This window comes from Streptomyces sp. NPDC056169, from assembly GCF_042268445.1.
In the GTDB taxonomy this organism is placed as follows: domain Bacteria; phylum Actinomycetota; class Actinomycetes; order Streptomycetales; family Streptomycetaceae; genus Streptomyces.
Genome location: NZ_JBHJUO010000032.1, coordinates 23074 through 34758, shown reverse-complemented (window position 1 = coordinate 34758; position 11685 = coordinate 23074). Strand labels below are relative to the sequence as shown.

Genomic DNA, 11685 nt, shown 5'->3' with positions numbered 1-11685 from the left:
GCACTACCAGCTCCGGTACGGCACTACTTCGGCCCGTACTTGCGGCCCGCCTTGGAGGAGACCCCGCCGAGCAGGCCGCGCGGCGCCAGCTTCACCACACCCATCAGGGCCTTGTAGCGGGGGTCGGGGATCGACAGCGTCTTCCCCCGCTCCAGGTCCGCCAGCGCCGCCGTCACCAGCTTGTCCGCGTCGAGCCACATCCAGCCCGGGATGTTCTCCGTCCCCATCCCGGCCCGCTCGTGGAACTCGGTCCGTACGAAGCCGGGGCAGAGCGCCATCAGCCGCACCCCGCTGCCCGCGAGGTCCCGCGCCGCGCCCTGGGTGAACTGCACGACCCAGGCCTTCGACGCCCCGTACGTCCCGCGGGGCACGAAGGCCGCCACCGAGGCGACGTTCACCACCGCGCCACGGCGGCGCCCCTTCATCGAGGCGGCCGCCGCCGAGGTCAGCCGCAGCACCGCCTCGCAGTGCACCGTGAGCATCTTCAACTCGTCGGCCATGGAGACTTCCAGGAAGCGGCCCTTGTTGCCGAAGCCCGCGTTGTTCACGAGCATGTCGACCGGCTGCTTCGGGTCCGAGAGCCGCGCCTCGACGGCGGCGATGCCCTTCTCCTCGGCCAGGTCCGCCGAGAGGACCTCGGCCTCCACGCCGTGCCGGTCGTGCAGTTCGGTGGCCTGCTCCCGGAGCCGCTTCACGTCCCGGGCCACCAGCACGACGTCGTGACCGTCCGCCGCCAGTCTCCGTGCGAAGGCGGCCCCGATGCCCGCGGTGGCGCCCGTAATCAGTGCAGTCGTCATACCGGCACGTTAGTGCCCCGCCCGGCGGCTACGCCCCGCCGTCCGCGCGCCCGTACTTCTCCGCGTACTGACGCGCGAGCGCGAGCAGCCCCGACTCCATCCACTCCGCGGCGGCCAAGGTGCCGGGCAGCAGCGTGCGTTCGGTGGTCGCCGCGCGGTGCAGCAGCGCGACGGTGACGTCGTGGTCCGGCCGGTGCACGACCGTGATCGGGTCGCCCGCCCGCACCTCGCCCGGCGAGATCACCCGCAGCAGCGCGCCGGGTCCGGCCGTCGACTGCGTGAACCGCTTGACCCAGCCCTTCTCCTCCACGAAGCCCGCGAACGTCCGGCACGGGATGCGGCCGCCGGTCACTTCGAGGACGACGTCCTCGCCGATCCGCCACCGCTCCCCGATCAGGGCCCCGTTCACGTCGAGGCCGCGGGTCGTGAGGTTCTCGCCGAAGGAGCCGTTGGCCAGCGCGCGGCCGAGCTCCCGCTCCCACGCGTCCATGTCCTCACGGGCGAAGGCGTACGCGGCCCGGTCGTCGCCGCCGTGGAACCGCAGGTCGCAGACCGCGTCCCCGGCGACCCCGCTCCCTCCGACGCCGGGCGCCCCGGGCGCCTCGATCCGTACGGGCCCGTCGACGGGCCGCTTGTCGATGCCCGTCATCCCCGACGCGGAGTCGGTGTACTCCGCCGCCCTGGCCCGGCCCGCATTCACGCTCAACAAGGTCATGCGGGCACTTTACGGGGATATCCCTCAAAGGATCGCCTGGATATTCGCCGCTTCACCCAAGATTCCCTTATGCTTGAACGCATGATCGAGGCCCGCCACCTCCGCGTCCTGCGCGCCGTCGCCGCCACCGGCTCCTTCTCGGCCGCCGCGCGCGAACTCGGCTGCACCCAGCCCGCCGTCAGCCAGCAGATGAAGGCGCTCGAAAGCTCCGCCGGCACCCCGCTGCTGATCCGTACGGGCCGCGAGATGCGCCTCACCCAGGCCGGCGAGGTCCTCGTCCGGCACGCCTCCGGCATCCTCGCGGGGCTCACGGCCGCCGAGGAGGAGGTCGCCGCCATCGCCGGGCTCCGGGCGGGCCGCGTCCGCCTGGTCTCGTTCCCCAGCGGCAGCTCCACCCTCGTCCCCACCGCGCTCGCCGCCCTGCGCGCCAAGCACCCCGGCACCCGGGTCTCCCTCGTCGAGGCGGAACCGCCGCGCTCGATCGACATGCTCCGGGAGGGCGACTGCGACGTGGCCCTCGCCTTCCGGTACGGGGCGGGGCGGGCCGAGTGGGACGACCTCGTCGTCCGCCCGCTGCTCGCGGACCGTCTGGTGGGCCTGGTGCCCGAGGGGCACCGGCTCGCCGGGGCCGGGTCGGTCGGCATCGAGGAGCTCGCGGAGGAGTCCTGGATCGCGGGCTGCCCGCGCTGCCGCCGTCAGCTCGTGGACGTCTGCGAGGAGGCGGGCTTCACCCCGCGCATCGACTTCGCCACCGACGACTACCCGGCCGTGGTGGGCCTGGTCGGCGCGGGTCTCGGCGTCGCCGTCCTGCCCGAGCTGGCCATCGAGTCCGTACGGCCCAAGGGGGCGCGGACCGTGACCGTGGAGCCCGCCGTGGAGCGGGAGATCGTGGCGCTGACCCTGCCGGACCTTGCCCAGGTCCCGGCCGTCGCGGCCACGCTCGACGAACTGACCCGCGCCGCCACGCGCGCGTAGGCGACACCGCCCCGCGCGCGTGGGCGCGACTCGCTCGTGCTCGGTTCAGGCGTCTTCGGTCGTTCAGGAGTTGAGGAAACGTTCCTTCACATGCGCTCCACGATCGGGCGGCCGGCGGCCGCCGCTGTTGTCGTCATGGACGTCACGGATGAAACGGACGTCACGGTAGTGACAGGTGCGGCCGTCGGCGCCGCCGTGATCAGGCGGTTCCGGGCGCGTCCCATGAGCTCTTCGCGTTCGTCCTCGGTGAGGCCGCCCCATACGCCGTAGGGCTCCCGCACGGCGAGTGCGTGTGCCGCGCACTCCGCGCGTACCGGGCACCGCATGCAGACCTCTTTCGCCGAGTTCTCGCGCGCACTCCGTGCCGCGCCGCGCTCTCCCTCGGGGTGGAAGAACAGGGAGCTGTCCACCCCGCGGCAGGCCGCGAGGAGTTGCCAGTCCCACAGATCGGCGTTGGGTCCGGGAAGGCGGGAGAAATCTGCCATTGCGCTAGTCCCCTTGAAACCGTGTCGAACGGATAGGTGGGCGGGTGGATGGCTGATCGGCCGGGGCTCCTCGGGCCCCGACGTGTCGGGGAGGTACAACTACTGTCGAAGTAGATGTAAATATGACTCATTGCGAATCTAGCCACAGACACTGCGAAAAGGGAAGAAAACCCGCTAAATGGGGCATAGCTTTCGATGATGGACAGAAGGGCCGCGTCGCTCTCCTCCGCTTACGACTCCTCACGTAGAGTGCCGAAGGCTGCCGTCCGACCCGTAACTCTTTCGAGTGACCGTCGTTGAGTGTGCGGAGGCGGTTGAAAGAACAAGCGATCGGGCAGGTGTCCGAGAGCGTCAATCGCACAGGTGACGATACGTACCAGCCCTGGAGGCTCAAGGTGACGCGCAACAGCTGCGAGAGCCACGGAGGTCAGTCATGACATCCGTCCTCGTCTGCGATGACTCCCCGCTTGCCCGAGAGGCGCTCCGGCGCGCGGTCGCGACCGTGCCCGGCGTCGAGCGCGTGACCACCGCGGCCAACGGCGAGGAAGTCCTCCGCCGCTGGGGCGCGGACCGCTCGGACCTGATTCTGATGGACGTACGCATGCCCGGTCTGGGCGGCGTGGAGACCGTCCGCAGGCTGCTCTCCGCGGATCCCGGCGCCCGGATCATCATGCTCACGGTCGCCGAGGACCTCGACGGCGTCGCGCTCGCGGTCGCCGCGGGTGCCCGTGGCTATCTGCACAAGGACGCCTCGCGCGCCGAACTGCGGGCCACCGTCACCCAGGCGCTCGCCGACCCGACCTGGCGGCTCGCCCCGCGCCGGCTCCGTTCGGCCGAGATGGGCGCCGCGCCCACGCTCACCGCGCGCGAGATCCAGGTCCTCGAAGGAATGAGCCACGGCCGGTCCAACGCGGAGATCGGGCGCGAGCTCTTCCTCTCCGAGGACACCGTCAAGACGCACGCCCGGCGCCTCTTCAAGAAGCTCGGTGCCTCGGACCGGGCGCACGCCGTCGCACTGGGTTTCCGCTGGGGCCTGGTGCGCTGAATCGCAGGTCACCGGCCAGATCCCCGTCCGCATCCGCGCCCGCCGCGGGGTGGACGGGGTGGGCTTGTGTCACTTCCCCGCGCGATGCCGCATCCTTGAGATGTGGAGTTCCTCGGGGACGAGTCGGTCGAGCGGGAGGGGAGGGCGCGGGAGATGAGTTCCGGCGCACCTGCTCATAACGCTTCGGTGCACAACTACGGACGCGGTGCCGCGAACGCAGAAGCGTCGAGGCACCATGGAGCGATGCGCGACGACGAGACCGTGGGTTCCCCCATGCCTGCCGGGCAGGGGGAGATCGGCGCGCTCGTACGCCGCGCGGTCGAAGGCGACGCACAGGCCACGCACGACCTTCTGGCGCGTGTGCACCCGCTCGCCCTGCGGTACTGCCGCACCCGGCTGAGCCGGCTGCCCGGCGACGCCCGCCACTTCGTGGAGGACCTCGCACAGGAGGTCTGCGTCGCCGTCCTCATGGCCCTGCCGCGCTACAAGGACACGGGCAGGCCCTTCGAGGCCTTCGTCTTCGCCATCGCAGGACACAAGGTCGCCGACCTCCAGCGGGCCGCCATGCGGCACCCGGGGTCCACGGCCGTGCCCTCCGACGAGATGCCGGAGCGGCCCGACGACTCCCTCGGTCCCGAGGAGCGCGCGCTGCTCAGCGACGACGCCGAGTGGGCCAAGAAGCTGCTCGCCAACCTTCCGGAGAACCAGCGCGAGCTGCTCGTGCTGCGGGTCGCCGTCGGGCTGACCGCCGAGGAGACCGGGCAGATGCTCGGCATGTCCCCGGGGGCCGTCCGGGTCGCGCAGCACCGGGCGCTCAGCCGGCTCCGCGCGCTGGCCGAACAGTGAGTCTGGCCGAACAGTAAGTGTTGCCGGGGCCTGTCAGCCCTTTCGTACACGTACAAACGTCCAAAGCTTCCGGCTGATCTTGATCGTGGAATGAGACACGGCTTCGGCCCGTTAGCATGGACATCCGCACCGATCAAGGCCATTTGGGGAAGGTGTCATGACTGCATACGTCGACGGAGTGCCCGAGAAATTCGCGACACTCGGGCTGACCTACGACGACGTGCTGCTGCTGCCGGGCGCGTCCGAGGTCCTCCCGAACGCGGTCGACACCTCGTCCCGCATCTCCCGCAACGTGCGCGTGAACATTCCGCTGCTGTCGGCGGCGATGGACAAGGTCACCGAGTCCCGCATGGCCATCGCCATGGCGCGACAGGGCGGCGTCGGCGTGCTGCACCGCAACCTGTCGATCGAGGACCAGGTCAACCAGGTCGACCTCGTGAAGCGCTCCGAGTCCGGCATGGTGACCGACCCGATCACCGTGCACCCGGACGCGACGCTGGCCGAGGCCGACGCGCTGTGCGCCAAGTTCCGCATCAGCGGCGTCCCGGTGACCGACCCGGCGGGCAAGCTGCTCGGCATCGTCACCAACCGCGACATGGCCTTCGAGTCGGACCGCAGCCGCCAGGTGCGCGAGGTCATGACCCCGATGCCGCTCGTCACCGGCAAGGTCGGCATCTCCGGCGTCGACGCCATGGAGCTGCTGCGCCGCCACAAGATCGAGAAGCTGCCGCTCGTCGACGAGTCCGGCATCCTCAAGGGCCTCATCACGGTCAAGGACTTCGTCAAGGCCGAGAAGTACCCGCACGCCGCCAAGGACGCCGAGGGCCGGCTGCTCGTCGGCGCGGCCGTCGGCGCCAGCCCCGAGGCGCTGGAGCGCGCGCAGGGCCTGGCCGCGGCGGGCGTCGACTTCCTGATCGTCGACACGTCCCACGGCCACAACAGCAACGCCCTGAACTGGATGGCGAAGATCAAGTCCAGCGTCGGCGTCGACGTCATCGGTGGCAACATCGCGACGCGTGACGGTGCGCAGGCCCTGATCGACGCCGGTGTCGACGGCGTCAAGGTCGGTGTGGGCCCCGGCTCCATCTGCACCACGCGTGTCGTCGCCGGTATCGGCGTCCCGCAGGTCACCGCCATCTACGAGGCGGCGCTCGCCGCCCGCGCGGCCGGCATCCCGGTCATCGGCGACGGCGGTCTGCAGTACTCCGGCGACATCGGCAAGGCGCTCGCCGCCGGTGCCGACACGGTCATGCTGGGCAGCCTGCTCGCCGGGTGCGAGGAGTCCCCGGGCGAGCTGCAGTTCATCAACGGCAAGCAGTTCAAGTCGTACCGCGGCATGGGCTCGCTCGGCGCGATGCAGTCCCGCGGCCAGGGCCGGTCGTACTCGAAGGACCGCTACTTCCAGGCCGAGGTGGCCTCGGACGACAAGCTCGTCCCCGAGGGCATCGAGGGCCAGGTGCCCTACCGCGGCCCCCTGGCCAACGTCCTGCACCAGCTCGTCGGCGGTCTGCGCCAGACGATGGGCTATGTGGGCGCGGCCACCATCGAGGAGATGGAGTCCAAGGGCCGCTTCGTCCGGATCACGTCCGCGGGCCTCAAGGAGAGCCACCCGCACGACATCCAGATGACGGTCGAGGCGCCGAACTACAGCAGGAAGTAACACAGCGCGACGCGTGGGGGCGGTTCCGGCATGTGGCCGGAGCCGCCCCCCACGCTTGTGTCGGGGATACTGGTAGGCGCAGACGTAGAGGGAAAGGCCACACATCGTGACTGAGATCGAGATCGGGCGCGGCAAGCGCGGCCGCAGGGCGTACGCGTTCGACGACATCGCCGTCGTCCCGAGCCGGCGCACCCGGGACCCGAAGGAGGTCTCGATCGCCTGGCAGATCGACGCCTACCGTTTCGAGCTGCCGTTCCTGGCCGCTCCCATGGACTCGGTCGTGTCGCCGCAGACCGCCATCCGCATCGGCGAGCTGGGCGGCCTCGGCGTCCTGAACCTCGAAGGGCTCTGGACCCGGTACGAGGACCCGCAGCCGCTGCTCGACGAGATCGCGGAGCTGGACGAGGCCACCGCGACCCGCCGTCTGCAGGAGATCTACTCCGCCCCCATCAAGGAGGAGCTGATCGGGCAGCGCATCAAGGAGGTGCGCGACTCCGGTGTCGTCACCGCCGCCGCGCTCTCCCCGCAGCGCACCGCGCAGTTCTCCAAGGCCGTCGTCGACGCCGGCGTGGACATCTTCGTCATCCGCGGCACGACGGTCTCCGCCGAGCACGTCTCGGGCGCGGCCGAGCCGCTGAACCTGAAGCAGTTCATCTACGAGCTGGACGTCCCGGTCATCGTCGGCGGCTGCGCCACGTACACCGCGGCCCTGCACCTGATGCGCACCGGCGCGGCGGGTGTCCTCGTCGGCTTCGGCGGCGGCGCGGCGCACACCACGCGCAACGTGCTGGGCATCCAGGTCCCGATGGCGACCGCGGTCGCCGACGTGGCCGCGGCCCGCCGCGACTACATGGACGAGTCCGGCGGCCGGTACGTGCACGTCATCGCCGACGGCGGTGTCGGCTGGTCCGGCGACCTGCCGAAGGCGATCGCCTGTGGCGCCGACTCCGTCATGATCGGCTCCCCGCTGGCCCGCGCCACGGACGCGCCCGGCAAGGGCCACCACTGGGGCATGGAGGCCGTCCACGAGGACGTTCCGCGCGGCAAGCTGGTCGACCTGGGCATCGTCGGCACCACCGAGGAGATCCTCGCGGGCCCGTCGCACATCCCGGACGGTTCGATGAACTTCTTCGGCGCCCTGCGCCGGGCGATGGCGACGACGGGCTACACGGAGCTCAAGGAGTTCCAGCGCGTCGAGGTCACCGTCGCGGACGCACAGCACAAGCGCTGACCTCCGCTGTACGTGACGAGGGGCCCCGCACCGGGTGGTGCGGGGCCCCTCGCCGTGTGTCCCGCGGCTCAGCGGGCGGCCTTCTTGGCCGCCGAGAAGGCGGCGAAGGCGGCGAGGGCGAAGAACAGGAACGTCATGGCGTCCTTGCCCTCGTTCCAGGCCTCCGTCAGGAGTCCGAACTCCTCGAAGAACAGCTCCGTGGCGGAGACGTTCAGCTCCTTGGCGCCCAGGACCGCGATGCCCACGAGCTGGCCGAGGTAGACGGCGCCGAGGGACAGGACCGCGCTGGCGACGGGCAGGACGGGGTTGCGGCCGCCGACCTTGCCGGCGGCGAGACCGACGAGGAAGCCGACACCGACGGCGGCCCAGCCGATCTCCCGCTCGATGCCGCCGATGACGGCTCCGTACACCCCGCCCGCGACGAGTCCCGCGACCAGGGCGGCCAGCAGGCCGAGCCCCACGTTGTCGCGGACGGGCGCGGGCGGCGGCGCCATCGGGTACGGCTCGGGCGCGGGGCCGTTGGCGAACGGGTTGCCGGGCGGCGGAACGGGCTGGCTCATGCTGCGGATCCCCCAGGGACGTGGACGCACGGGTGTGCGAACGAGAGGTCCCGGAGATTAGCAGCCCCCTGTGACGGCGCCCCAGGGGTTTCGCGTGCGGTGGTCCGGTCAGAGGCGGTGGGCCGCGCCGCCGGGGGTGGCGCCACGGGTGTCGAGGAGGAGCTGGGCCTTCACCGAGAGGCCCTGGAGGTCGTAGGTGCGGTGGTGCTGGAGCAGGACCGTCAGGTCGGCGTGGGCGGCGGCCTCGTAGAGGGAGTCCGCGCGGGGGACGGGGAGTTCGCGGACGCGCCAGTCGGGGACGTGCGGGTCGTGGTAGCTGACGGCCGCGCCCAGGTCCATGAGGCGGCGGGCGATCTCGTCGGCGGGGGAGCCCTGACGGTCCGCGAGATCGGGCTTGTACGTGATCCCGAGCAGCAGGACGCGGGCTCCGCGGGCCGACTTGCCGTGCTCGTTGAGGAGGGTGGCGGCGCGCTGGACGACGTACTGGGGCATGCGTTCGTTGACCTGGCCGGCGAGTTCGACGAGGCGGAGCGGGCGGTGGGCGCCGACGGTGTCGACGGGGACGCCGTGGCCGCCGACGCCGGGGCCCGGGCGGAAGGCCTGGAAGCCGAAAGGCTTGGTCTCGGCGCAGCGGATGACGTCCCACAGGTCGACGCCGAGCTCGTTGCAGAGGACCGCCATCTCGTTGACGAGGGCGATGTTGACGTGCCGGAAGTTGGTCTCCAGGAGCTTGACCGTCTCCGCCTCGCGCGGCCCGCGCGCGCGGACCACCTTGTCGGTGAGCCGGCCGTAGAACGCGGCGGCGGACTCCGTACAGGCCGGGGTGAGGCCGCCGATGACCTTGGGGGTGCCGGCGTAGCCGTGGGTGCGGCTGCCGGGGTCGAGGCGGCCGGGGGAGTACGCGAGGTGGAAGTCGCGGCCGGCGCGGAGGCCCGAGCCCGCTTCGAGGACCTCGCGGAGGAGGCCCTCGGTGGTGCCCGGCGGGACCGGGGACTCGAGGAGGACGGTGGTGTGGGGGCGCAGTCGGGCGGCGAGGGCGCGGGCCGCGTCGGTGACGGCGGTGAGGTCGAGGGTGCGGTCGGGGCCGAGGGGGGTCGGCGCGCAGAGGACGGCGGTGCGGACGCGGCCGAGTTCGGCGGTGTTCGTGGTGGGCCGGAAGCCCCCCGCGAGCATCCGGCGGATCTCCGGGGCGGTGAGCGAGCCGTCGACCGGGGACCGGCCGGCGGCGAGTTCGGCGACGGGGCGGGGGTCGGTGTCGTAGCCGATGGTGGCGATGCCTGCGGCGGTGGCGGCCTGGGCGAGGGGGAGTCCGTGGTGGCCGAGGCCGATGACGGCGAGATCAGCGGGCATGGGGGGTGGGCCGTCCTTCCCAGTAGCCGGAGGGGACGCGAGGCGCAACCCCGGTGGACAGAACGGGGTGAGCGCAATGTCAGACTAGGCGTAAATATGACCGATATGCGGCATTGTGGGGCCGAAGGTCGCCGAGTGTTATCCACAGGACGGCGGCGAGGCGGTGGCTGAAGTCACCGGACCGGGCCAGAATCGAAACCGGAAAGGCCCGGGGGACGACGGGAGGCTGCAGTGGTGAGGACAGCGACACTGGGACCGGCCGAGCGCGCCGAGGCGCTCACGGCCATGGCGGAGCGCGAGTTGGACGTACTGGTCGTCGGCGCCGGAGTGGTCGGCGCGGGGACGGCCCTCGATGCCGTCACGAGAGGACTCTCCACCGGCATCGTCGAGGCCCGTGACTGGGCCTCCGGCACGTCGAGCAGGTCCAGCAAGCTCATCCACGGCGGCCTGCGCTACCTGGAGATGCTGGACTTCGCCCTGGTGCGGGAGGCGCTCAAGGAGCGCGGGCTGCTCCTGGAGCGGCTCGCCCCCCACCTCGTGAAGCCCGTCCCCTTCCTCTACCCGCTCCAGCACAAGGGCTGGGAGCGGCTCTACGCGGGCTCGGGCGTCGCGCTGTACGACGCGATGTCCCTCTCCTCCGGACACGGCCGCGGCCTGCCCGTGCACCGCCACCTCTCCCGGCGGAACGCCCTGCGGGTCGCGCCCTGCCTCAAGAAGGACGCCCTGGTCGGCGCCCTCCAGTACTACGACGCCCAGATGGACGACGCCCGCTTCGTCACCACCCTCGTGCGCACCGCCGCCGCCTACGGCGCGAAGGCCGCCAGCCGGGCCCGCGTCGTCGGATTCCTCCGCGAGGGCGAGCGGGTCGTCGGCGCGCGCGTCCAGGACGTGGAGTCCGGCGGCTCGTACGAGATCCGGGCCAAGCAGATCGTCAACGCCACCGGGGTGTGGACGGACGACACCCAGGCCCTCATCGCCGAGCGCGGCCAGTTCCACGTCCGCGCCTCCAAGGGCATCCATCTGGTCGTGCCCAAGGACCGCATCCACTCCACCACCGGGCTCATCCTGCGCACCGAGAAGTCCGTGCTGTTCGTCATCCCCTGGGGACGGCACTGGATCGTCGGCACCACCGACACCGACTGGGACCTCGACAAGGCCCACCCGGCCGCGTCCAGCGCCGACATCGACTACCTCCTGGAGCATGTGAACACCGTGCTCGCGACCCCGCTCACCCGGGACGACGTCCAGGGCGTCTACGCGGGCCTGCGGCCCCTGCTCGCGGGCGAGTCGGACGCCACGAGCAAGCTCTCGCGCGAGCACACCGTCGCCCACCCGGTCCCCGGCCTCGTCGTGGTGGCCGGCGGCAAGTACACGACGTACCGCGTCATGGCCAAGGACGCGGTCGACGCGGCGGTCCACGGCCTCGACCAGCGCGTCGCCGCCTGTGTCACCGAGGACGTCCCGCTCCTCGGCGCCGAGGGCTACCGGGCCCTGTGGAACGCCCGGGCCAGAACAGCGGCCAGGACCGGGCTGCACGTCGTCCGGGTCGAGCATCTCCTCAACCGGTACGGCTCCATGACGGAGCAGATCCTCGACCTCATCGCGCGGGACCCCGGGCTCGGGGAACCGCTCGCGGCGGCCGACGACTATCTGCGCGCCGAAATCGTCTACGCCGCCTCGCACGAGGGCGCGCGCCACCTCGACGACGTCCTCACCCGGCGGACCCGGATCTCCATCGAGACCTTCGACCGGGGCACCCGCAGCGCGCGCGAGTGCGCCGAGCTGATGGCGCCCGTCCTGGGCTGGGACGCCCACCAGATCGACAAGGAGGTCGAGCACTACGAGAAGAGAGTGCAGGCCGAACGCGAGTCGCAGCGGCAGCCGGACGACCTGACGGCGGACGCCGCACGGCTCGGGGCGCCGGACATCGTGCCGATCTGACGGGCCGTCTCGGGCGGGAGGTCCGTGTCGTCCGGAATCCTGCGGGAACCTGAAGGGTGTCCGGGGGCGTCGTCATCCCG

Annotated in this window: 11 protein-coding genes; 6 read left to right on the top strand and 5 right to left on the bottom strand. The window is 71.6% G+C overall.

Translation table 11 applies throughout. The annotated features are described in order from the left end of the window. Positions 1-23 precede the first annotated feature (23 nt). Together ACFC0G_RS37160 and ACFC0G_RS37155 are read right to left on the bottom strand one after the other, a co-directional pair. Positions 24-797: an SDR family NAD(P)-dependent oxidoreductase gene (locus ACFC0G_RS37160; protein ID WP_376412756.1), complete on the bottom strand. Its 774-nt coding sequence runs from the start codon at positions 795-797 to the stop codon at positions 24-26. A 28-nt stretch (positions 798-825) separates the two neighbouring features. Beyond that, positions 826-1512: an MOSC domain-containing protein gene (locus tag ACFC0G_RS37155; RefSeq protein ID WP_376412753.1), complete on the bottom strand. Its 687-nt coding sequence runs from the start codon at positions 1510-1512 to the stop codon at positions 826-828. Positions 1513-1593: 81 nt separating this feature from the next. Between ACFC0G_RS37155 and ACFC0G_RS37150 the strand changes: the two genes are divergently transcribed. Beyond that, the gene (locus ACFC0G_RS37150) at positions 1594-2487 is read left to right on the top strand and encodes a LysR family transcriptional regulator (protein ID WP_376412750.1); all 894 of its coding nucleotides are present in this window, start codon (positions 1594-1596) and stop codon (positions 2485-2487) included. Between the two features lie 86 nt (positions 2488-2573). Here the strand turns inward: ACFC0G_RS37150 and ACFC0G_RS37145 are convergent, their stop codons facing one another. Beyond that, on the bottom strand, positions 2574-2972 hold the full coding sequence (locus ACFC0G_RS37145) for a WhiB family transcriptional regulator (protein WP_376412747.1): 399 nt from the start codon (positions 2970-2972) through the stop codon (positions 2574-2576). A gap of 433 nt (positions 2973-3405) precedes the next feature. Here ACFC0G_RS37145 and ACFC0G_RS37140 point away from each other — a divergent pair, with 433 nt between their 5' ends. The 4 genes from ACFC0G_RS37140 (at position 3406) to ACFC0G_RS37125 (ending at position 7754) form a co-directional block, all read left to right on the top strand. Then, positions 3406-4017, top strand: coding sequence for a response regulator transcription factor (locus tag ACFC0G_RS37140; protein WP_003948568.1), 612 nt, complete (start codon positions 3406-3408; stop codon positions 4015-4017). A 243-nt stretch (positions 4018-4260) separates the two neighbouring features. Continuing rightward, entirely contained in the window at positions 4261-4863 is a 603-nt protein-coding gene (locus ACFC0G_RS37135) for a sigma-70 family RNA polymerase sigma factor (RefSeq protein ID WP_376412744.1), read from the top strand. A 157-nt stretch (positions 4864-5020) separates the two neighbouring features. Further along, positions 5021-6523: an IMP dehydrogenase gene (gene guaB / locus ACFC0G_RS37130; RefSeq protein WP_376412741.1), complete on the top strand. Its 1503-nt coding sequence runs from the start codon at positions 5021-5023 to the stop codon at positions 6521-6523. Between the two features lie 106 nt (positions 6524-6629). Further along, on the top strand, positions 6630-7754 hold the full coding sequence (locus ACFC0G_RS37125) for a GuaB3 family IMP dehydrogenase-related protein (protein ID WP_024756695.1): 1125 nt from the start codon (positions 6630-6632) through the stop codon (positions 7752-7754). 68 nt (positions 7755-7822) lie between these two features. Here the strand turns inward: ACFC0G_RS37125 and ACFC0G_RS37120 are convergent, their stop codons facing one another. After that, the gene (locus tag ACFC0G_RS37120; protein ID WP_376412738.1) at positions 7823-8314 is read right to left on the bottom strand and encodes a hypothetical protein; all 492 of its coding nucleotides are present in this window, start codon (positions 8312-8314) and stop codon (positions 7823-7825) included. 108 nt (positions 8315-8422) lie between these two features. Continuing rightward, positions 8423-9664: a nucleotide sugar dehydrogenase gene (locus tag ACFC0G_RS37115; RefSeq protein ID WP_376412735.1), complete on the bottom strand. Its 1242-nt coding sequence runs from the start codon at positions 9662-9664 to the stop codon at positions 8423-8425. Positions 9665-9898: 234 nt separating this feature from the next. On the opposite strand from ACFC0G_RS37115, the gene ACFC0G_RS37110 reads away from it, so the two are divergent. Next, a complete protein-coding gene (locus tag ACFC0G_RS37110; protein WP_376412732.1) occupies positions 9899-11605 on the top strand; it encodes a glycerol-3-phosphate dehydrogenase/oxidase in 1707 nt (568 codons plus the stop codon). The last annotated feature ends 80 nt before the right edge of the window (positions 11606-11685 follow it).

What these genes read in the sequence shown, in the direction of transcription:
- ACFC0G_RS37160 (WP_376412756.1), bottom strand. Translation starts at nt 797, where the DNA reads ATGACGACTGCACTGATTACGGGCGCCACCGCGGGCATCGGGGCCGCC.
- ACFC0G_RS37155 (WP_376412753.1), bottom strand. Translation starts at nt 1,512, where the DNA reads ATGACCTTGTTGAGCGTGAATGCGGGCCGGGCCAGGGCGGCGGAGTAC.
- ACFC0G_RS37150 (WP_376412750.1), top strand. Translation starts at nt 1,594, where the DNA reads ATGATCGAGGCCCGCCACCTCCGCGTCCTGCGCGCCGTCGCCGCCACC.
- ACFC0G_RS37145 (WP_376412747.1), bottom strand. Translation starts at nt 2,972, where the DNA reads ATGGCAGATTTCTCCCGCCTTCCCGGACCCAACGCCGATCTGTGGGAC.
- ACFC0G_RS37140 (WP_003948568.1), top strand. Translation starts at nt 3,406, where the DNA reads ATGACATCCGTCCTCGTCTGCGATGACTCCCCGCTTGCCCGAGAGGCG.
- ACFC0G_RS37135 (WP_376412744.1), top strand. Translation starts at nt 4,261, where the DNA reads ATGCGCGACGACGAGACCGTGGGTTCCCCCATGCCTGCCGGGCAGGGG.
- guaB (WP_376412741.1), top strand. Translation starts at nt 5,021, where the DNA reads ATGACTGCATACGTCGACGGAGTGCCCGAGAAATTCGCGACACTCGGG.
- ACFC0G_RS37120 (WP_376412738.1), bottom strand. Translation starts at nt 8,314, where the DNA reads ATGAGCCAGCCCGTTCCGCCGCCCGGCAACCCGTTCGCCAACGGCCCC.
- ACFC0G_RS37115 (WP_376412735.1), bottom strand. Translation starts at nt 9,664, where the DNA reads ATGCCCGCTGATCTCGCCGTCATCGGCCTCGGCCACCACGGACTCCCC.